This is a genomic window from Pseudoxanthomonas sp. GW2 (assembly GCF_000283075.1).
Classification (GTDB): domain Bacteria; phylum Pseudomonadota; class Gammaproteobacteria; order Xanthomonadales; family Xanthomonadaceae; genus Pseudoxanthomonas.
Window position 1 is genome coordinate 1 of record NZ_ALIP01000122.1, and the last position, 19,880, is coordinate 19,880.

At 72.6% G+C, this 19,880-nt stretch carries 17 protein-coding genes; 8 read left to right on the forward strand and 9 right to left on the reverse strand.

What is annotated here, in order from left to right; all coding sequences use genetic code 11:
* Positions 1 to 28: 28 nt before the first annotated feature.
* From B351_RS0110390 to acs, 4 genes are all read right to left on the reverse strand, one after another.
* On the reverse strand, positions 29 to 691 hold the full coding sequence (locus tag B351_RS0110390) for an alpha/beta hydrolase (RefSeq protein WP_019398976.1): 663 nt from the start codon (positions 689 to 691) through the stop codon (positions 29 to 31).
* 72 nt (positions 692 to 763) lie between these two features.
* Positions 764 to 2,698 (reverse strand): glucans biosynthesis glucosyltransferase MdoH, encoded by a 1,935-nt coding sequence (mdoH, locus tag B351_RS0110395; protein ID WP_232207923.1) that lies wholly within the window; start codon positions 2,696 to 2,698, stop codon positions 764 to 766.
* Positions 2,699 to 2,857: 159 nt separating this feature from the next.
* Complete coding sequence (locus tag B351_RS0110400) at positions 2,858 to 3,523, reverse strand: response regulator transcription factor (protein WP_019398978.1); 666 nt, start codon at positions 3,521 to 3,523, stop codon at positions 2,858 to 2,860.
* Between the two features lie 130 nt (positions 3,524 to 3,653).
* Positions 3,654 to 5,597, reverse strand: a complete 1,944-nt coding sequence (gene acs / locus B351_RS0110405) for an acetate--CoA ligase (protein WP_019398979.1) — start codon at positions 5,595 to 5,597, stop codon at positions 3,654 to 3,656.
* 313 nt (positions 5,598 to 5,910) lie between these two features.
* On the opposite strand from acs, the gene B351_RS0110410 reads away from it, so the two are divergent.
* Together B351_RS0110410 and B351_RS0110415 are read left to right on the forward strand one after the other, a co-directional pair.
* Entirely contained in the window at positions 5,911 to 7,251 is a 1,341-nt protein-coding gene (locus tag B351_RS0110410) for a DcaP family trimeric outer membrane transporter (RefSeq protein ID WP_026010601.1), read from the forward strand.
* Positions 7,252 to 7,265: 14 nt separating this feature from the next.
* Complete coding sequence (locus B351_RS0110415; protein WP_019398981.1) at positions 7,266 to 8,927, forward strand: MFS transporter; 1,662 nt, start codon at positions 7,266 to 7,268, stop codon at positions 8,925 to 8,927.
* Positions 8,928 to 9,363: 436 nt separating this feature from the next.
* Here the strand turns inward: B351_RS0110415 and B351_RS0110420 are convergent, their stop codons facing one another.
* The 5 genes from B351_RS0110420 to def all read right to left on the reverse strand — a co-directional run bounded on the left by B351_RS0110420 (position 9,364) and on the right by def (position 15,368).
* Positions 9,364 to 10,605, reverse strand: a complete 1,242-nt coding sequence (locus B351_RS0110420; protein ID WP_019398982.1) for an O-antigen ligase — start codon at positions 10,603 to 10,605, stop codon at positions 9,364 to 9,366.
* 107 nt (positions 10,606 to 10,712) lie between these two features.
* Positions 10,713 to 12,431, reverse strand: coding sequence for a glycosyltransferase family 39 protein (locus tag B351_RS0110425; RefSeq protein ID WP_019398983.1), 1,719 nt, complete (start codon positions 12,429 to 12,431; stop codon positions 10,713 to 10,715).
* Between the two features lie 29 nt (positions 12,432 to 12,460).
* The gene (gene rsmB, locus B351_RS0110430) at positions 12,461 to 13,816 is read right to left on the reverse strand and encodes a 16S rRNA (cytosine(967)-C(5))-methyltransferase RsmB (RefSeq protein ID WP_050992191.1); all 1,356 of its coding nucleotides are present in this window, start codon (positions 13,814 to 13,816) and stop codon (positions 12,461 to 12,463) included.
* Between the two features lie 3 nt (positions 13,817 to 13,819).
* Entirely contained in the window at positions 13,820 to 14,740 is a 921-nt protein-coding gene (fmt, locus tag B351_RS0110435) for a methionyl-tRNA formyltransferase (protein ID WP_019398985.1), read from the reverse strand.
* A 115-nt stretch (positions 14,741 to 14,855) separates the two neighbouring features.
* The gene (gene def / locus B351_RS0110440) at positions 14,856 to 15,368 is read right to left on the reverse strand and encodes a peptide deformylase (RefSeq protein ID WP_019398986.1); all 513 of its coding nucleotides are present in this window, start codon (positions 15,366 to 15,368) and stop codon (positions 14,856 to 14,858) included.
* A gap of 144 nt (positions 15,369 to 15,512) precedes the next feature.
* Here def and B351_RS0110445 point away from each other — a divergent pair, with 144 nt between their 5' ends.
* From B351_RS0110445 to B351_RS0110470, 6 genes are all read left to right on the forward strand, one after another.
* A complete protein-coding gene (locus B351_RS0110445; RefSeq protein ID WP_026010603.1) occupies positions 15,513 to 16,631 on the forward strand; it encodes a LysM peptidoglycan-binding domain-containing protein in 1,119 nt (372 codons plus the stop codon).
* Between the two features lie 74 nt (positions 16,632 to 16,705).
* On the forward strand, positions 16,706 to 17,824 hold the full coding sequence (gene dprA / locus B351_RS0110450; RefSeq protein WP_019398988.1) for a DNA-processing protein DprA: 1,119 nt from the start codon (positions 16,706 to 16,708) through the stop codon (positions 17,822 to 17,824).
* Positions 17,825 to 17,899: 75 nt separating this feature from the next.
* Positions 17,900 to 18,370: a DUF494 family protein gene (locus tag B351_RS0110455; RefSeq protein ID WP_019398989.1), complete on the forward strand. Its 471-nt coding sequence runs from the start codon at positions 17,900 to 17,902 to the stop codon at positions 18,368 to 18,370.
* A gap of 103 nt (positions 18,371 to 18,473) precedes the next feature.
* Positions 18,474 to 18,986 (forward strand): CD225/dispanin family protein, encoded by a 513-nt coding sequence (locus tag B351_RS18250; RefSeq protein ID WP_019398990.1) that lies wholly within the window; start codon positions 18,474 to 18,476, stop codon positions 18,984 to 18,986.
* Positions 18,983 to 19,657: a GYF domain-containing protein gene (locus B351_RS0110465; RefSeq protein ID WP_019398991.1), complete on the forward strand. Its 675-nt coding sequence runs from the start codon at positions 18,983 to 18,985 to the stop codon at positions 19,655 to 19,657. Before B351_RS18250 ends, B351_RS0110465 begins: the two co-directional genes overlap by 4 nt.
* A 24-nt stretch (positions 19,658 to 19,681) precedes the next feature.
* Positions 19,682 to 19,880, forward strand: a 199-nt coding sequence (locus B351_RS0110470; protein ID WP_026010604.1) for a DUF4339 domain-containing protein, incomplete at its 3' end; no start/stop codon positions are given.

Consider the following 19,880-nt stretch of genomic DNA (forward strand, 5'->3'; position numbering starts at 1 on the left):
CTCGCCGCCCCCCCCCCCGTTCCGCGCCTCAGCGGAAGCGGCGTTCCAGCCAGTCGCCGAGGTCGGCGATCTCCTGCGCGCAGACCTGGTGGGCCATCGGGTAGTGGTGCCATTCCACCTCGAAACCCGCCTGCTCCAGCGCGCGCGCGCTGGCCTGCCCGTGCTGGAAGGCGACCACCGGGTCGGCGCTGCCATGGGCGAAGAACACCGGCTGGGCCACCGCGTTGGGCTCGCGCGCGGCTGCCGCCGCGGTGCCGCCGGGCAGGTAGGTGGACAGGGCGACCAGGCCGGCCAGCGGCTCGCGCCGGCGCAGGCCGGTGGCCAGGGTGATGGCGCCGCCCTGGGAGAACCCGGCCAGCAGCAGGCGCGAGGCGGGGATGCCGCCCTCGGCCTCGCGGGCAATCAGGGCCTCGACCTGTTCGATCGATTCCTCCACCCCGGCCGCGTCGGCGCGGGTGGCGAAGTCCATGCCGACGATGTCGTACCAGGCGCGCATCGGTACCCCGCCGTTGATGGTCACCGGGCGCACCGGCGCGTGCGGGAACACGAAACGCAGCGCCGGCCAGTGCGGACGCACCAGCTCCGGGACGATGGGGGCGAAGTCGTGGCCGTCGGCGCCCAGTCCGTGCAGCCAGAGCACGGTCCATTGCGGGTTGGCGCCGGTTTCCTGTTCGACGGTCTGCAGCAGCATGGGATTCCCCGGAAAACGAAGCCCCACAGTATGCCCGCTGGCGGCAGGCGCCGCCGCGGGCACCGTCGCGGCTCAGGCGCGGGCGCGCAGTTCGGCGGCGCGGCGCAGCACCGGCGGCGGCTGCAGTTCCTCGGGGATGCACAGCAGGCGGTGCCGGCGCAGCCACTGGCCGGCCTGGCGCGAGGAGGTCAGCCACACGGTCGGGATCGACAGCACCATGCCGGCCACCACCGGCAGCATCCACAGCGCCAGCCCGGGCGACACCGCCCAGGACAGCAGGCCCATGAACGCGCCGAACAGGGTGATGCCGCCGTAGCTGCGCACCAGCGCCGACAGCGGCACGCTGCCGTCGTCGCGCTGCTGCGCTTCCCAGCCGGAATCGCGGCCGGCCAGCACCTCGGCCACGCCGCGCGACTGCCGGAACATCACGATCGGCGCCATCAGCGCGGCCAGCACGCTCTCGATCAGCACGCCGGCGAAGGCGCGCGCCGCGCCGCCGCAGCCACGGCGCTCGGCCGGGTCGGCGAGCATGGCCAGGAAACCCAGGATCTTGGGCAGGAACAGCACCAGCATGGTCGCGGCGAACAGCCAGGCCACGCGCTCGGCGTCGTGCCGGGTCCAGTACTCGATCGGCGAGAACCCGGCCAGCTGGAAGCCGTCCCAGGCCAGGTCGGCGTGGTACAGCGGGATCGCCAGGCCGACCAGCATCAGCATGGCCCACATCGGCGCGGTGAAGTAATGGCCGATGCCGACCAGCATGTGGCTGCGGCTGACCCAGTGCAGGCCGGCGCTGCCGACCACCTTCATGTGCTGCAGGTTGCCCTGGCACCAGCGGCGGTCGCGCACCATCATGTCGCTCAGCGAGGGCGGGCCCTCCTCGTAGCTGCCGCCCAGCTCCGGCACCAGGTGCACGGCCCAGCCGGCGCGCCGCATCAGCGCCGCCTCGACGAAGTCGTGGCTCAGCACGTGGCCGCCGAACGGCTCCCGCCCCGGCAGCTCCGGCAGGCCGCAGTGCGCGGCGAAGGCCTCGGTGCGGACCATCGCGTTGTGGCCCCAGTAGTTGCTCTCGGCACCGTGCCACCAGGCCACGCCATGGCAAATCCCCGGGCCGTACACGCGCCCGCCGAACTGCTGCATGCGCGCGAACAGGGTGTTGCCATTGACCACCCGCGGCAGGGTCTGCAGCAGGCCCACGCCCGGATGCGCCTCCATCGCCCCGGCCAGGCGCACCAGGGTCTGGCCGCTCATCACGCTGTCGGCATCCAGGATCAGGAACTGCGGGTAGGCGCCGCCGAAGCGCTGCACCCAGTCGCCGATGTTGCCGGCCTTGCGCCCGCGGTTGTCCGAGCGGCAGCGGTAGAACAGCCGGCCCTCGGCGCCCAGGCGCTCGCGCAGGGCGCGGAACTGCTCGACCTCGGCCGCCACCACTTCCGGGCGGCGGCTGTCGCTGAGCACGAAGAAATCGAATGCGTCCAGCTGCCCGGTGGCGGCCACCGACTCGTACACCGCTTGCAGGCCGGCCAGGACCCGCGCCGGGTCCTCGTGGTAGGTCGGCATCAGCAGCGCGGTGCGGGTGCGCAGGCGCGGCAGCGGGCCGTCGGCCGACAGCCCCAGCGGATTGCGCCGGCGGGACAGCAGCACGCAGAAGCCGGCGAAGGCGGTCACCGCCGACAGCGCGATCCAGGCGAACAGGGCCACGAACAGGCCCAGCAGGATCAGGTCCAGCAGGCTCAAGCCGCCAATGCGCAGCACCTGGGTCATGCCCAGGCTGGCGGCGGCGGTGAGCACGGCGGTGGAGCCGACCACCGCGGCGCGTCGCCAGCCGACGCGGGCCGGCGAGGTGGCCGGCCGGACCCTGGCCAGCTCGCCTTCGCGCAGGGACTGGCGCGGCATCGGCAGCGGCGTGGCCGGCGGCAGCCAGGCCTCGGCGGCCAGCGGCCGCGGGGACGGCAGCGGCGCGGGGCGCCGCTGGACGGCGGGGCCGATGGATTCGATGACTTGCAACACGGGTGTCTCCCTCGGTCGCATTCCGGAGCCCGGTGAGGGGCCGGAGGAAAGCGTCGCATCATTGTGCGCCGCACCAAGGGGCTGGGCACGGGGTTGCAGTATTCCCGTTCAGCCGCGTGTTTGCCTTGCGAAGGGTTGGTTAGCCGTGGTTTTGTGACATCAGTCCTGTTCTTCCGGCGGCACCACCAGCCCGTCCGGATCCACCGCCAGGCGTCCGGCCATCAGCACGGCCTGGGTGCGGTTGCCCACCCCCAGCTTGCGCAGCACCGCGGTGACGTGCGCCTTGATGGTCGCCTCGGACACGCCCAGGTCGTAGGCGATCTGCTTGTTCAGGCGGCCCTCGCCCAGCATCTGCAGGACCCGGAACTGCTGCGGGGTCAGCTCGCGCAGGCGCTGGGCCACTTCCTGCTCGTCGCGGCTCAGCGCCGGGGCGGCGGCCGCAGCCGCCGGCGCCCAGCGCTCCCCGTCCAGCACCGTGCTGATGGCGGTGCCGATGGTCTCCGAGTCGGCCGACTTGGGAATGAAGCCCAGCGCGCCGTGGTCCAGCGCCCGGCGCATCACCCCCGGCTCCTCCCGCGCCGAGACCACCACCACCGGCAGCTGCGGGTGCTGGGCGCGCAGGTGCACCAGGGCGCTGAAGCCGTGCGCGCCGGGCATGTTCAGGTCCATCAGCAGCAGGTCCGCGTCCGGATGCGCCTCCACCAGCGCGTACAGCGCGTCCACGCTGTCGGCCTCGTGCAGCTCGGTGCCCGGCAGGATCCGCTGCACCGCCCCGCGCAGGGCCTCGCGGAACAGCGGATGGTCGTCGGCGATCAGGATGGTCATAGGGGCCGTGATTGGGGATGCGTGATTCGCGGTTCGCAAAAGCGGGGGCGGCCGGACCGCCGCCCCGATGGTGACCGAAGCGGGCGCCTCGCTCTTCCGAATCACCAATAACTAATCACGAATCACGACCTCATTTCACCTTGCGCTCGGAGACCAGCGACTCGACCACCGACGGATCGGCCAGGGTCGAGGTGTCGCCCAGCTGGTCCGGGGCGTTCTCGGCGATCTTGCGCAGGATGCGGCGCATGATCTTGCCCGAGCGGGTCTTGGGCAGGCCGGCGGCCCACTGCAGGTGGTCGGGGGTGGCGATCGGGCCGATCTCCTTGCGCACCCAGGCCACCAGCTCCTTCTGCAGCTCGTCGCTGGGCTGCTCGCCGGCCTTGAGGGTGACGTAGGCGTAGATGCCCTGGCCCTTGATCTCGTGCGGGAAGCCGACCACCGCGGCCTCGGCCACCTTCGGGTGCGCCACCAGTGCGCTCTCCACCTCGGCGGTGCCGATGCGGTGGCCGGAGACGTTGATCACGTCGTCGACGCGGCCGGTGATCCAGTAGTAGCCGTCCTCGTCGCGGCGGCAGCCGTCGCCGGTGAAGTAGGTGCCCGGGTAGGTGCGGAAGTAGGTGTCGATGAAGCGCTGGTGGTCGCCGTAGACCGTGCGCATCTGCCCCGGCCAGGAATCCAGCAGCACCAGGTTGCCCTCGGCCGCGCCCTCGAGCACGCGGCCGTCGGTATCGACCAGGGCCGGGCGCACGCCGAAGAACGGGACCGTGGCCGAGCCCGGCTTGAGGTCGACCGCGCCGGGCAGCGGCGAGATCAGGATGCCGCCGGTCTCGGTCTGCCACCAGGTGTCCACGATCGGGCAGCGGCCGTCGCCGACCACGTCGTAGTACCAGCGCCAGGCCTCCGGGTTGATCGGCTCGCCGACGCTGCCAAGCAGGCGCAGGCTGGAGCGGCTGGTCTTCTTCACCGGCGCCTCGCCCTCGCGCATCAGCGCGCGGATCGCGGTCGGGGCGGTGTAGAAGATGGTGACCTGGTGCTTGTCGATCACTTCCCAGAAGCGCGACACGCTCGGGTAGTTGGGCACGCCCTCGAACACCAGCGAGGTGGCGCCGTTGGCCAGCGGGCCGTAGACGATGTAGCTGTGGCCGGTGACCCAGCCGACGTCGGCGGTGCACCAGTAGATGTCGTCCTCGCGCAGGTCGAAGATCGCCTCGTGGGTGTAGGACGCGTACAGCAGGTAGCCGCCGGTGGTGTGCAGCACGCCCTTCGGCTTTCCGGTCGAACCGGAGGTGTAGAGGATGAACAGCGGATCCTCGGCGTTCATGCGCTCCGGCTCGCACTGCGCCGGCTGGCCGTCGACCACGTCGTGGAACCAGCGGTCGCGCGGGGCCTGCATGTCGACCGCGCCGCCGGTATGGCGCACCACCAGCACGGTCTCGACGGTATTGGTGCCCGGCAGCTTCAGCGCGGCGTCGACGTTGGCCTTCAGCGGGATCTTCTTGGCCCCGCGCAGGCCCTCGTCGGCGGTGATGATCAGCTTGCTGCCGCAGTCGGCGACGCGGTCGGCGATGGAGTTGGGCGCGAAGCCGCCGAACACCACCGAGTGGATCGCGCCGATGCGCGCGCAGGCCAGCATCGCCACCACCGCGTCGGGGATCATCGGCAGGTAGATGGTGACGCGGTCGCCCTTGCCGACGCCGAGGTTGCGCAGGGCGTTGCCCAGCTTGCACACCCGCTCGTACAGCTGGCGGTAGGTGACCTTCTGCACCGGCGCGGACGGGTCGTCCGGCTCGAACAGGATGGCGACCTTGTCGCCGCGCTTCTCGAGCTGGCGGTCCAGGCAGTTGACCGAGGCGTTGAGCTCGCCGTCGGCGAACCAGCGGATGCGGAAGTCCTCGAGCTTGTAGCTGACGTCCTTGATGACGGTCGGCTTGCGGAACCAGTCCAGGCGCTCGGCCGCCTTCGCCCAGAAGCCCTCGGGATCCTCCACCGATTCGCGGTAGAGGCGCTGGTAGTCATCCTTGCCGATCCTCGCCTTGGCGGCGAACTCGGGCTTGACGGGGTACAGGTCGGACATGGCTTCCCTCCTCCAGATGCCAGTGACTGGACGCCGCGCGGGGGCGTGCGGCAACGGCCCAAGTTTGACGCAAGGGCCGTGACGCGATGCAGCAGTATGGCTACTACCTTGGTCGATAGATGCACTGCAGCATGGCGGCCTTGCGCGCGCGGATCCCGCAACGGCGGGCCCGGATGTCCGGCCGCCCGGCGTTTTCGACTAATGGCGAATAGGCGCTTGCCCGGCAGCGTGCGAAGTCTGGCCGCGCAACCGGCCGCAGAGGGGCGGTCGGTCGCCATTTCGAGCACTCATTCGCAGAGGGAGAGGAGGGGCAATGAGCATGCATCCCGCAAGACTGGTGCGCAGGCCGCTGGCAGCCGCAATGCTGCTCGCGCTTGCCGTGCCCGGCGCCGCCATGGCGCAGAGCGACCGCGAGAAGGAACTTGAGGCGAGGGTGGCCGAACTGGAGCGCCAGGTGCAGGCGCTGCTGACCACCCAGCAGCAGCAGGCGGCGCAACCGGCGGCACCGGCGGTCCCGGCCGGCAAGCAGCCGGTGCAGGCCACCACGATCACGCCCAACGCCAACCCGGGCACCACGTTCTCGTACACCGGCTTCATCAAGATGGACGCGATGGTCACCGAGACCAGCGACGGCCGCATCGCCGACGGCTCGTCGGGCCGGCTGTTCTACGTGCCCAGCACCATCCCGGTGGGCGGCGCCGGCGCCGACGGCGGCGACCCGTACACCGACTTCCATGCCCAGTTCTCGCGCTTCGGCCTGGGCGTGGACCACGTCACCGCCAACGGCGACAAGTTCAAGGGCTACGTCGAGGCCGACTTCTTCGGCGGCGGCAGCAACGCCCTGGCCGGCAACGAGACGGCGACCAACACCTACGCCGTCACCCTGCGCCACGCCTACGTCAGCTGGAACAACTGGCTGGCCGGCCAGACCTGGTCCAACTTCATGGACGTGGCCGCCCTGCCCGACGCGGTGGACTTCGTCGGCCCGACCGACGGCACCGTGTTCGTGCGCCAGGCCCAGGTGCGCTACACCAAGGGCCCGTGGTCGGTCTCGCTGGAGAACCCGCAGACCACGGTCAACCCGTACCTCAGCGCCGCGGCGCGCTTCAACAGCGGCGACAACGTCCTGCCCGACCTGACCGCGCGCTGGCTGACCAAGGGCGACTGGGGCCACTTCACCGTCGCCGGCCTGGTGCGCCAGTTCAAGTGGCTGGACGAGACCGAGACCGGCGCCGCGCTGAGCGTGTCGGGCAAGTTCAACCTCGGCGCCAGCGACGACATCCGCTGGGCGGTCAACGGCGGCAGCGGCATCGGCCGCTACCTGGCGTTCGGCATCGGCAGCGACGTGGTGGTCGACGCCAACGGCGCGCTGCACGCGCAGGACGGCTACGGCGGCTTCGTGGCCTGGCGCCACGTGTTCAGCCCGAAGGTCCGCACCAACCTGATGTACGCGGCCTCGCACTTCGACAACGACACCAGCCTCACCGGCTACGGCGCGACCGAGCGCACCCAGTCGTTCCACGCAAACCTGATCTACTCGCCGTTCCCGAAGCTGGACGTTGGCGCGGAAATCAGCTACGGCCAGCGTTCCCTCGAGGATGACCGCGAGGGCGACCTCAAGCGTCTGCATACCTCCATCAAGTACAGCTTCTGAGGAAGGGGATCCCTATGAGCACCACGGCAGCATCCGCCTCGCCCAAGGGCGAGCTCACCTCGGGCCACAAGAAGGTCATCTTCGCGTCGAGCCTGGGTACCGTCTTCGAGTGGTATGACTTCTACCTCTACGGCTCGCTGGCGGCGATCATCGCCAAGCAGTTCTTCAGCGGCGTCAACCCGACCACGGGCATGATCTTCGCGCTGCTGGCCTTCGCCGCCGGCTTCTTCGTGCGTCCGTTCGGCGCGGCCTTCTTCGGCAGCCTCGGCGATCGCATCGGCCGCAAGTACACGTTCCTGGTCACCATCCTGATCATGGGCATCTCGACCTTCCTGGTCGGCGTGCTGCCCAACTACGCCTCGATCGGCATGGCCGCCCCGGTCATCCTGATCATCCTGCGCCTGGCCCAGGGCCTGGCCATGGGCGGCGAGTACGGCGGCGCGGCCACCTACGTGGCCGAGCACGCGCCCGCCAACCGCCGCGGCCTGTACACCAGCTTCATCCAGACTACCGCGACCCTGGGCCTGTTCCTGTCGCTGCTGGTGATCCTGGGCTGCCGCCTGTCGCTGGGCACCGAGGCGTTCGAGGACTGGGGCTGGCGCATCCCGTTCCTGGCCTCGATCGTGCTGCTGGGCATCTCGGTGTGGATCCGCCTGCAGCTGAGCGAGTCGCCGCTGTTCCAGGAGATGAAGGCGCAGGGCAAGGGCTCGAAGATGCCCTTCCGTGACTCGATCAAGACCGGCAACCTGAAGCTGATGCTGCTGGTCCTGTTCGGCGCCACCGCCGGCCAGGCCGTGGTCTGGTACTGCGGCCAGTTCTACGCGCTGTTCTACCTGCAGAGCATGCTCAAGGTCGACTCCACCGTCGCCTACCTGCTGATCGCCGCGGCGCTGGCCCTGGCCACCCCGTTCTTCCTGTTCTTCGGCTGGCTGTCGGACAAGATCGGCCGCAAGAAGATCATCATGGCCGGCTGCCTGCTGGCCGCGGTGACCTACTTCCCGATCTTCAAGGGCCTGACCCACTTCGCCAACCCGGCGGTGGAGGAAGCCGCGCGCACCTCGCCGGCGGTGGTGGTGGCCGATCCGGAAACCTGCAGCTTCCAGTTCGACCCGGCCGGTGTCCGCAAGTTCACCAGCTCCTGCGACGTGGCGACCGCCGCGCTGGCCCGCGCCGGCGTGCCGTACACCATCCAGCCGGCGGCCCCGGGCTCGGTGGCGGAGGTCCACATCGGCGACCGTCCGGTCACCTCGTACGACGCCACCGGCCTGGCCGGCGACGAGCTGAAGGCCAAGCAGGGCGAGTTCGGCGGCGCGCTGAAGGCTGCCCTGGTCGACGCCGGCTATCCGGACAAGGCCGACACCGCCCGGATCAACATGCCGATGACGATCCTGCTGCTGTGGATCCTGGTGATCTACGTGACCATGGTCTACGGCCCGATCGCCGCCTACCTGGTGGAGCTGTTCCCGACCCGCATCCGCTACACCTCCATGTCGCTGCCGTACCACATCGGCAACGGCTGGTTCGGCGGCTTCCTGCCGGCGATCTCCTTCGCCCTGGTGGCGGCTTCGGGCAACCTGTACTACGGCCTGTGGTACCCGATCATCATCGCGGTCATGACCCTGGTGATCGGCACCCTGTTCCTGCGCGAGACCAAGGACGTGGACATCACCGCCTGACCCTCCGCGGCAGGCAAGGCCGGTCCCGCGCGGACCGGCTGCAGCACCCGGCGCCGGCCCCCGTGGGCCGGCGCTTTTTCATGCCGCGCGTGGCCCGCGGCCGGCCGGCAGGCAGGCACGGCCTGGCATCCCCTGCCCTGCAACGGCGGACACCGGACGCGACGGCGCCATCGGCCAGTGCCCCCGCGCCGCTGGGCCGCGACCGTTGTCCGCGCAGGCGCAGCACGCCCGGGAATGGAGGGCGCGGAACACGACACCAGCACGGCCGGTGGGCCGTCGCGGAGCAGTCCGGACAAGCGCAGCACGCCCGGGAGAACGGAAGGCGGGGCCCGTGCCAACCGGTGCACACCCGGGACTGCGGCTGTGGCCGCGGCCTGCCACGGACCATGGAGACGGCAGCGGCCGGCAGGCGCCGGGCGCCGGACCGCGCCGCGGTTCAGTCCCCGCGCACGCCGCGTCCGCGCAGGCGTCCGGCGGCGGCGGCCTCGTGCAGGGCCAGGCCCAGCAGGATGCCGGTCAGCGCGGCATAGGCGCTGGTGGTGGTCTGGTGCGCGAACATCGACTGGGTAAGCCCGCACAGGGCGAACACCACCACCAGCATGGCGCCGCCGGCGGCGATCCCGCGCATGCGCGGCACGCCGGTGTGCCCGGCCAGGTGCAGGAACAGCGCCAGCGGCACGCCGTACAGCAGCAGCAGCGAGACCACGCCGGGGATGCCCATGGTCGCGGCCCACTCGGCCAGGTCGTTGTGGGCGTGGCCCAGGTCGCAGCGCTCGGCCGGGTGCGGCTCGCGGCAGGCCGGCAGCTGCTCGCGCATGGCGCGGTCGAACTGGGCAAAGCCCACCCCGGTCCAGGGCCGCTCGAGGAAGGCGTCGACCGCCACCTGCAGCCGTTCCAGGCGCGCGCCGGCGGAGGAATCGTGGTCGCCGGCATCGATCCGCTCGATGTCCTGCTGCAGCTCGACCAGCCGCATCTGGTGGCTCATCCCGGGCACCACCCCCACCAGCGCCACCACGCCGGCCAGGCCGGTGGCCAGCAGCAGCACCCGGTAGCGCCAGCTCTGCCAGCCGCTGCCCAGCACCACCGCGGCCAGCAGCAGCAGCAGCCCCGGCCAGGTCCCGCGGGTGCCGCTGAACAGGATCGCCACGGTGCCGCAGACCACTCCGAATACCGCCCAGTGCCAGCTGCGCGGCGGCCGGCAGAACACCGCCAGCACCATCAGCAGCAGGACCACGTCGGCAAACACGATCGCGTTGACCCAGCCGGAGGCGCGCCCCAGCCCGGTGGCGACCTGGACGAAGGCCAGCACCACCGCGCAGGCCAGGCCGGCCATCGCCCCGCGCCACAGCCAGCTGGCCGGCGGACGCAGGGCCCAGGCCCAGGCCATCGTCCACGGCAGGACCAGCAGGCGGTCGCGGCTCTCGATGCCCCCGCCGCCGGCCCAGTGGCTGGAAAGCAGGGCCACGCCCATCGCCAGCAGGGCCGTCGCGGCCACTGCCGCCAGCGGCCAGCCGATGCGGCGCGCGCCGGCGACCACGCCGGGCACCAGCAGGGTGGAGACGAGCAGCAGCAGGCCGAACGGGAGCAGTCCCTTGGGCAGGGTCAGGGCCAGCGCCGGCAGGCACCACAGCGCGCAGGCCGCACAGCGCCGTGCCCAGTGCAGCCGGTGTCCTTCCATGCGGTCGTCGTCACTCCCCACTCTTTCCTCGGCTTGCGTGCGCGGCGAGCCGCACATGGTCGCCGCGCCACGCGGAACGAAGGCTGAGCCGGCGCCGGCGCCGGCGCTCACTCCTCCAGGTCCCGCGCCTGCCCGGCGGCCGCGCGCGCGCGCTCCTCCGGGGTGGCCTCGCAGGGGGCGACGACCGCGTCCGGCGGCACCAGGTACCAGCGGCGGCGGTTGGAAATGCCGGCCAGCTCGATCCGCTGCGGGTCCAGGCAGTGCTCCAGCGCGTCCTCCAGCACCAGCAGCCAGCGGTCCGGGGCCTGCGCCTGCCAGGCCACCGCCAGCTGCAGCTGCTCGTCCCAGGGACGCTTGAAGCCGAAGGTCGCCGCCGGGCGGTCGGCCATCAGCAGGTTCTGCTCCTTCCACGCGACCAGGCCCAGCTCCGCCTCCGGGCCGATGCGGCGGCCGGCCGCGGCCATCACCCCGCGCGCGGAACTGGCGTCGTTGAGCAGGCCGTAGCCGACCAGCCCGAACACCACCCACAGCCCCGCCAGGGTGGCGGACAGCGCCGCCACCGCGCGGCGGCGGAAAGCCAGCACGCAACCCAGGCCCCAGGCGCCGATCGCCAGCAGCATCCAGCCGCCGGCGACGATGCCCTGCGGATCCAGGCCGCGCTGCTCGCGCAGCCGCTCCGGCAGCGAACCGACGCCGGACAGCACCGAGGCACCGCCGGCCAGGAACAGCAGCGCCACCAGCAGCGCCAGCGCCAGCAGCAGCGCGCGCGGCAGGCGCCGGCGCAGGATCCCCGGCAGCAACGGCGCCAGCGCCAGGCACATCATCGGCAGCGCCGGCATGATGTACACGTCGCGCTTGCCATCGGGGATGGAGAAGAACACCAGCACCAGCAGCCACCAGGCCAGCGGCAGCAGGTAGCGCGGGTCGCGCCGGCGCAGGCGCCGGCGCCAGGCCGGGATCGCCCACGGCAGCGCCAGCACCGCCGGGATCCACATGCTGGCCATCACCCCCAGGTGGTACCAGGCCGGCTGGTGGTGGTCCCAGGACTGCGAATAGCGCTTGGCGGTCTGCCGCAGCAGGATGTCGTCCAGGTAGGCGCGATACTCGGGCAGGTCCTGCGACAGCGCCACCGCGAGCACCGGCACCAGCCACACCGACACCGCGCCGAGGAACGCCAGCGGGCCCAGCCAGAAACGGCGGTCGCGCGCGTGTACCCGCACCCGCGGCCAGCCGCGCACCGCGGCGATCGCCGCCGGCAGCACCATCAGCAACGCCAGCGCGCCCACGCCCTTGGTGATCGTGCCCAGGCCGGCCGCGGCCCAGCCCAGGGCCCACCAGCGCCAGGCCGGGCCCAGCAGCAGGTGGCGCAGCAGGCCGTAGTTGGCCAGGGTGATGAAGAAGGTGACCAGCGGGTCGATCTGCGCCTTCTTCGCCTGCCAGGTGAACTGGAACGCGAACAGCAGCGCCCACGCCGCGTACAGGCCCACGCGCCGGGTCCACAGCCGGCCGGCCAGGTCCTGCACGCACCACAGCGTGCCCAGCGCGGCCAGCAACGAGGGCAGCAGGAACGCCACCCGCCAGTTGCCGGTCACGGTGTAGAACGCGGCCTGCAGCCACATCAGCATCGGCGGCTTGTCCGAGTACAGCTCGGTGCCGCGGTGCGGGAACAGCCAGTTGCCGCTCTCCACCATCTGCTTGGCCACCAGGGCGAAACGCGGTTCGTCGGCCGGCCACGGGTCGCGCAGGCCCAGGCCCGCGCCGAGTACCAGCAGGGCCAGGGTCCAGAACAACCAGAGGTCGCGCTTGCGCAGGTCCTGTATCGGCATGGCCGTGGCTCGGGTTGGCGGGGATCAGGTCACTCGGATTTGCGCAGGCGCGCGTAGAAGAAGCCGTCCATGCCGTCCTCCCCGGTCAGGCGCTGGCGGCCGGGACCGGCGGCATGGCCGAACGCCTCCGGCAACGGCACTGCGGCCGCGTCCGGGGTACGGGCCAGGAACGCCTCGACCTGGCCGGCGTTCTCCTCCGGCAGGATCGAGCAGGTGGCGTACAGCAGGATGCCGCCCGGGCGCAGCAGCGGCCAGACCGCGTCGAGCAGGCGCGCCTGCGCGGCGACCAGGGACTCGATGTCCTCGGGACGGCGGTGCAGCAGGATGTCCGGCTGGCGCCGGACCACGCCGGTGGCCGAGCACGGCGCATCCAGCAGGATCGCGTCGAAGGTGAAACCGTCCCACCACAGTGCCGGGGTGGTGGCGTCGACCGGGCGCAGCTGCACGCGCTCGCCGAGCAGGCCGCCGCGGCGCAGGGTGTCTTCCACCCGCGCCAGCCGGCGCGGGTCCACGTCCAGCGCCAGCAGTTCCAGCGTGGGGTCGCGCTCGAGCAGGTGCGCGGCCTTGCCGCCGGGGGCGGCGCAGGCATCGAGCACGCGCGCGCCCGGCTCCGGGGCCAGGGCGTCGGCCGCCTGCTGCGCCGAGCCATCCTGGACCGCGACCAGGCCTTCCTCGAAACCGGGCAGGGCCGCCACCGGCACCGGCTCCTCCCGGCGCAGGCCGTCGGCCAGGCGCGGATCGATGCTGGCGGCGATGCCCGCCTCCTGCAGCCGCGCGCGGTAGGCCTCGCGACCGGCCAGCCTGCGGTTGACCCGCAGCCACAGCGGCGCGGCATGCGCGCTGGCCGCGAACACCGCGGCCGCGTGCTGCGGCCAGGCGGCCTCGACCTTCTTCCGCAGCCATTGCGGCCAGGCCGCGGCCGGATCGGCGGCCGGGAAACCCTCGCGCTGGGCACGGCGCAGCAGCGCGTTGACCAGGCCCGCCTGGTGCGGACGGCCCAGCGCGCGCGCGGCCTCGACCGTGGCATCCAGGGCCGCGTGCGCCGGCAGCTGCAGCGCGTCGAGCTGGGCGCAGCCGGCCAGCAGCAGGGCCACCAGGGAACCGTCGCCGGCGCCCGGCGGCCTGGCCAGCCAGCCGCGCAGCGCGGCCTCGTAGCGGTGGCGTCCGCGCAGCGCGGCGAACACCACCGCCTCCAGCAGGGCGCGGTCGCGCGGATCGGCCAGGCGCGGCAGCACCGGCGCCAGCTCGGACTTCAGCGAGCGGCCGCGGTGCACCACCGCGTCGAGCACGCGCGCGGCGTGCACGCGCACTTCCACGCCGGGGGCCAGCGGCCGCTCCGGGCGCGGGTGCGCAGGGCGTCGTGCGGGCGGACGCGGCGCAGGCATCCGTCAGCCAGCCACCAGGTCGCGGCGCGCGTTGAGCCAGTCGGCCGCGGTGATCGCGCGGCCGCCGTCGCGCTGCACCGTGCGCAGGCGCAGCACGCCCTCGCCGCAGGCGATGTCGATGCCCTCGCGGCTGGCGCCGAGCAGGGTGCCGGGCGCGGCGCCATGGGCCTGGTCCAGCGCCACCGCGCCGTGGATGCGCAGGCGTTCGCCGGCCACCTGGGCCTCGGCCACCGGCCACGGGTTGAACGCGCGCACGGTGCGCGCCAGCTCGGCCGCCGGGCGGCTCCAGTCCAGCCGCGCCTCGGCCTTGTCCAGCTTGTGCGCGTAGGTCACGCCCTCGGCGGGCTGCGGCCGCGGCACCGGCCGGATCCCGGCGCGCAGCAGGCCCAGGCCGTCGCCCAGTACCTGCGCGCCCAGCTCGGCCAGGCGGTCGTGCAGCTGGCCGCCGGTCTCGGCCTCGCCGATGGCGGTGCGCTGTTCCAGCAGCACCGGGCCGGTGTCCAGGCCGGTTTCCATCTGCATCAGGCACACGCCGGTCTCGGCGTCGCCGGCCTGGATCGCGCGCTGGATCGGCGCGGCGCCTCGCCAGCGCGGCAGCAGCGAGGCATGCACGTTCCAGCAGCCGTGGGTCGGGATGGCGAGCACGGCCTTGGGCAGGATCAGGCCGTAGGCCACCACCACCATCAGGTCCGGCCGCAGCGCGCGCAGCTGTTCCTGGGCGGCGGGGTCGCGCAGGCTTTCCGGCTGGTAGACCGGGATGCCACGGGCCACCGCCTCCAGCTTCACCGGCGAGGCCTGCAACCCGCGGCCGCGGCCGGCGGGCCGGTCCGGCTGGGTATAGACGGCCACCACCTCGCCGCGTTGCGCGGCGACGCGCAGGGAAGGCACCGCGAACTCCGGGGTGCCTGCAAATACGATCCTCATCGGGTCATCGTCTCCAGATGGCCCGTCCGCCCGCGGGCGGTACGGGGGCCGGCCGGCGCGCCGCCGGCGGCCCGGGGGGCTGCGGGGCGCCGCCGCGGCGGGGGCGCCACCGGGCTCAGGCGGCGTGCCTGCGCGCCTTGGCCAGCTTCTTGCGCACCATCTCGCGCTTGAGCGGCGAGAGGTAGTCCACGAACAGCTTGCCGTCCAGGTGGTCGATCTCGTGCTGGATGCAGGTGGCCAGCAGGCCCTCGGCGGGCAGTTCCTGCTGCTTGCCCTCGCGGTCCAGGTAGCGCACGACGATGGTGTCGGCGCGGGTCACGTCGGCATAGATGCCCGGGATCGAGAGGCAGCCCTCCTGGTAGGCGCGCTTGCCCTGGGAGGAGACGATCTCCGGGTTGATGAACACCATCGGCGCGGACTTGTCCTCGCTGACGTCGATGACCATGAAGCGCAGGTGGCGGTCCACCTGGGTGGCGGCCAGGCCGATGCCCGGCGCCGCGTACATGGTCTCGAACATGTCGTCGACCAGGCCCTGGAACTCCGGGCTGGTTACCTGCGCCGGATCGACCTGGGCGGCCTTGGTGCGCAGGCGCGGATCGGGGAATTCGAGGATGGGCAGCAGGGCCATGGCGGGCGCTCCGGGGGGTGGCAAACAGGATCGGCCGGGACGGACCCGGCCAGCGTCCCCAATTCTAGCGCGGATGCTTGCGCTGGGACCGGGTTTCTGGACTATAGTCCGCGGACCTGTTGGGGAATCAGGCGGATTTCAACAATGCTCACGCGCCTTCGGACGGCCTTCGCCGTCGCGATGCTGACTGTCGCTACCTATGCGCTGGCGGTCGAATCCGCCGGCTCCCATCCGGATACCTACGTCGTCCAGAAGGGCGACACCCTCTGGGACATCGCCGGCCGCTTCCTGAAGAAGCCCTGGCTGTGGCCGGAGATCTGGCAGGCCAACCCGCAGGTGGCCAACCCCCACCTGATCTATCCGGGCGACGTGCTGAGCCTGGCCTACCTGGACCGCGTGGTCGCGGTCGAGCCGGGCCCGCGCGAGGAGGCCCCGATCGGCGCCGTGCCGCTGTCGGAGATCGAGCCGTTCCTGAAGAACCTGCGCGTGACCGACGCCTTCGAACACCTGCCGTACGTGGTCGCGTTCGAGGACAACCGCCTGCGCGGCAGCGCCGGCCAGGCCGTCTACGTGAAGAACCTCGCCGGCGCCGCCGTGGGTCAGCGCTACGCCGTGGTCCGCCCGACCGTGCGCTACGCCATGCCGCGCAACACCCGCGACCTGCTGCCCAGCGGCCGCCCGACCCCGGGCGACGGCGCGCTGTGGAAGGAATACGTGCCGCCGACCGACCGCAACGAGTTCCTCGGCTACGAGCTGACCCAGGTCAACGTCGGCACCATCACCCGCGTGCCGGCCGGCTCGGTCGAGGTGGCCACGCTGACCCTGGAGGACAGCAACGGCAAGGAAGTCCGCGCCGGCGACCGCCTGATCCCGGTCGAGCCGCAGCCGTACGACCTGCAGTTCTTCCCGCACCCGCCGCGCGAACTGCCGACCGACGTGCGCGTGCTGGCGGTGGCCGACGCGATCGCCTCCGGCGGCCCGCGCGACGTGATCGCGCTGTCGGCCGGCGCCCGCGACGGCTTCGACAACGGCACCGTGGTCTCGCTGTGGCGCACGAGCACCAAGGTCAACGACCGCGTCACCGGCGGCCAGACCTCGCGCATGGACGACCGCTTCAGCGGCGCCGGCGTGGCCCTGCCGGAGGAGTACGCGGCCCACGCGATGGTGTTCCGCACCTTCGACAAGGTCAGCTACGCCCTGGTGATGGACGGGGTGAAGCCGGTGCGCGTGGGCTACAGCGCGCGGCATCCGGATACCGAGTAAGCCGGACTAGTCCTACGCACCGATGCGACGGCGCCCTAGGGCGCCGTCGCCGCTTCCGGGCGACGATGGCGGGCATGTCCGCCGCCATCGCCCACCCGCCCGCAACTGCCGCCGATCCCCTGCCCGCCCTGCGCCTGGCCCTGGCCGGCGGCCCGCGCGCGCCGCGCCGGGCGCTGTTGCAGGCCGGGCCGGCGGCGCGGCCCGATCAGGAGCTGGCCGCGCGCCTGGACGCGGTGCCCGCGCCCCTGCTGGAGCGCTGCCTGGCCTGGCTGGAACAGCCCGGGCACCACTTCCTGCCCTGGAACGACCCCCGTTACCCGGCCCTGCTGCGGGAATGCGCGGACGCGCCGCTGGCGCTGTTCGTGGCCGGCGACCCGGACCTGTTGTGGCGGCCGGCCCTGGCGCTGGTCGGCAGCCGCGCCGCCAGCGCCGGCGGCCGCGACAACGCCCGCGCGTTCGCCCACGCCTTCTGCCGCGCCGGCCTGGTGGTGGCCAGCGGCATGGCCGCCGGCATCGACGGCGCCGCGCACGAGGCGGCGCTGGAGTGCGGCGGCGGCACCGTGGCCGTGCTTGGCACCGGCCCGGACGTGGCCTATCCGCGCCGCCACGCCGGGCTGCTGGAACGGATCGCGGCCCACGGCGCGGTGGCCAGCGAGCATCCGCCCGGCACCCCGCCGCGGGCCGCGCACTTCCCCGGGCGCAACCGGATCATCGCCGGGCTCGCCCTGGGCACGGTGGTGGTGGAGGCCGCGCTGCGCTCCGGCGCCCTGATCACCGCGCGCCTGGCCGCGACCTACGGGCGCGAGGTGTTCGCCCTGCCCGGTTCGATCCACCACCCGCAGGCCCGCGGCTGCCACCGCCTGATCCGCGACGGCGCCCAGCTGGCGGAAACGCCGGAGGACGTGCTGGCCGGCATCGCCGCGCTGGCCGGGCACCTCGCCCGGCAGCTGGCACCCCCGCCCGCGGCCCGTCCCGGACCCGCCACGACGCCTGCCCAGCCCCGGGGGGACCACGACAAGTTGTGGCAGGCACTGGGCCATGACCCAATCCCTATGGACATCCTCGCTGAACGGACCGGATTGACGCCCGCCACCCTGTCGTCCATGCTGCTGGCCATGGAACTGGACGGGCGGATCGTGGTCGAACATGGCCGCTATGCGCGCAGGTCCAGCGGCGACGGCCCCGGAGCCTGACGGCGGCCGGACGGCCTGGCGCCAGGCCCGTGGTTCCCCACCCACCGCGTCCTTCCCGGACGCAGGCCGAGGGCAATGAAAGAAAGCATCCTGGACGTCCTGCTCTACCTCTTCGAACACTACATCGCCGACGATGCGGACACCCTGCGCGACCGGGATCCGCTGCAGGCCGGCCTGATCGAGGCCGGATTCACCCCCGCCGAGATCGCCAAGGCCTTCGACTGGCTCGACGGCCTGGCCCAGCAGCGCCCCAGCGCCGAGCCGCGCTGCAACGGGCCGGTGCGGGTGTTCCATGGCCCGGAGCTGGACAAGCTGGACGTGGAATGCCGCGGCTTCCTGACCTTCCTGGAGCAGCAGGGGGTGCTGGATGCCGCCCAGCGCGAGCTGGTGGTCGACCGCGCCATGGCCCTGGACCAGGACGAGCTGGACCTGGACGACCTCAAGTGGGTGGTGCTGATGGTGCTGTTCACCCAGCCCGGCGCCGAGGCCGCCTACGCCTGGATGGAAACCCAGATGTTCGGCGAGGACCCCGAGCCGGTGCACTGACCGGCCGCGCCACTGCCCTGCCTCCCGGAAGCCGGCCACGCGCCGGCTTCCGCGCATCTGGAGGTTAAGGTAACGTGACGAAACGGATTTTCCGGGGACACGAATGGACTGGTATTACGCCACTGCCGGCGGGCAGGGGCATGGCCCGGTGCCGGCCGCGCGCCTGCGCGAGCTGGCCGCCACGGGCGAGATCGGGCCGGCCACGCTGGTGTGGCGCGAGGGCATGGCGCAGTGGCAGCCGCTGGCACAGGTGGCGTCCGAGCTGGGCCTGCCCGGCTTCGGCGCAAGCCGGCCGCCACTGCCGCCGGCCGCCGCTGCCGGCCCCTACGCGCCGCCGCAGGCCTGGGACAGCGCGCGCCCGGCGCCGGTCGTGCAGCCGGTGCCGACCTACCTGGCCTGGGCGATCCTCACCACCCTGCTGTGCTGCTGGCCGCTGGGCGTGGTGTCCATCGTCCATGCCTGCAAGGTGGACCGCCGCCGCGCCGAGGGCGACCTGGCCGGGGCCCTGGAGGCCTCGCGCAAGGCGCGCCTGTGGGCGCTGTGGTCGGCGCTGTCGGTGCTGATCGCGCTGGCCGCGTTCGTGTTCTTGTCCGTGCTTGGGGAGCTGCTGGGATGAGCCATTGGTACTACGCCACCCCGGACGGCCAGCAGCACGGGCCGCTGCCGGCCGCCGAACTGGCCGCGCTGGCACGCCGCGGCGCGATCGGGCCGCAAACCCTGGTCTGGCGCGAAGGCCTGGCGCAGTGGTGCCCGCTGTCGGCCGTGGCCGTCGAACTGGGCCTGGCCGCCCCGCCGCCGCCCCCGCTCCCCGGCCAGGCGCGCACCGCCATGCGGGCGCCGCCGCCGCGGCGCACCGGCTGCATCGTGGCCGTGGTCCTGGGCGTGGCCCTGCTGGTGCTGGTCGCGGTCCTGGGCATCATGGCGGCGGTCGCCCTGCCGGCCTACCAGGACTACGTGGCCAGGACCCGGGTGGTGGCGGCCATCGCCGAGGCACGCGTGCACCAGCCGGCGGTGGTGGCCTTCGTCGAGGAGCACGGCCGCTGCCCGACCAACGACGACGAAGGCTTCGCCAGCGCCGAGGAATACGCCGGCGGCAACCTCGCCGCGATCCGCTTCGGCGAGTTCGAGGAAAGCGAGCTGTGCGGCCTGGCCGCAACCCTGCGCGTGCCAGGCAACGACGACCTCGACCAGCAACCGGTCTGGCTGGAATACAACGCGGCGGTGGACACCTGGCTGTGCTCCTCGGCCATCGAAGACCGTTACCTGCCCCATGAATGCCGCGGCTGACGCGGTACACGAAGGATCCAACGCATGACCCAGTGGTATTACGCCGATCACAACCGCCAGCAGCAGGGCCCGGTCGCGGCCGCCGAAGTGGCGCGCCTGTACCGCCAGGGCCGGGTCGGCGATGCCACCCTGGTGTGGCGCGAGGGGCTGTCCCAGTGGCAGCCGCTGGGCGCCCACCGCAGCGAGCTGGGCCTGGACCAGCCGGTGCCGCCGCCCGCGCCGG

Bases quoted from the DNA above. Each gene is read 5' to 3' on its own strand.
- B351_RS0110425 (WP_019398983.1), bottom strand. From the start codon at position 12,431: ATGCCGATACAGGACCTGCGCAAGCGCGACCTCTGGTTGTTCTGGACC.
- rsmB (WP_050992191.1), bottom strand. From the start codon at position 13,816: ATGCCTGCGCCGCGTCCGCCCGCACGACGCCCTGCGCACCCGCGCCCG.
- B351_RS0110445 (WP_026010603.1), top strand. From the start codon at position 15,513: ATGCTCACGCGCCTTCGGACGGCCTTCGCCGTCGCGATGCTGACTGTC.
- B351_RS0110415 (WP_019398981.1), top strand. From the start codon at position 7,266: ATGAGCACCACGGCAGCATCCGCCTCGCCCAAGGGCGAGCTCACCTCG.
- dprA (WP_019398988.1), top strand. From the start codon at position 16,706: ATGTCCGCCGCCATCGCCCACCCGCCCGCAACTGCCGCCGATCCCCTG.
- B351_RS0110400 (WP_019398978.1), bottom strand. From the start codon at position 3,523: ATGACCATCCTGATCGCCGACGACCATCCGCTGTTCCGCGAGGCCCTG.
- B351_RS0110465 (WP_019398991.1), top strand. From the start codon at position 18,983: ATGAGCCATTGGTACTACGCCACCCCGGACGGCCAGCAGCACGGGCCG.
- acs (WP_019398979.1), bottom strand. From the start codon at position 5,597: ATGTCCGACCTGTACCCCGTCAAGCCCGAGTTCGCCGCCAAGGCGAGG.
- B351_RS0110390 (WP_019398976.1), bottom strand. From the start codon at position 691: ATGCTGCTGCAGACCGTCGAACAGGAAACCGGCGCCAACCCGCAATGG.
- B351_RS0110420 (WP_019398982.1), bottom strand. From the start codon at position 10,605: ATGGAAGGACACCGGCTGCACTGGGCACGGCGCTGTGCGGCCTGCGCG.
- B351_RS0110455 (WP_019398989.1), top strand. From the start codon at position 17,900: ATGAAAGAAAGCATCCTGGACGTCCTGCTCTACCTCTTCGAACACTAC.
- fmt (WP_019398985.1), bottom strand. From the start codon at position 14,740: ATGAGGATCGTATTTGCAGGCACCCCGGAGTTCGCGGTGCCTTCCCTG.
- B351_RS0110410 (WP_026010601.1), top strand. From the start codon at position 5,911: ATGAGCATGCATCCCGCAAGACTGGTGCGCAGGCCGCTGGCAGCCGCA.
- B351_RS18250 (WP_019398990.1), top strand. From the start codon at position 18,474: ATGGACTGGTATTACGCCACTGCCGGCGGGCAGGGGCATGGCCCGGTG.
- def (WP_019398986.1), bottom strand. From the start codon at position 15,368: ATGGCCCTGCTGCCCATCCTCGAATTCCCCGATCCGCGCCTGCGCACC.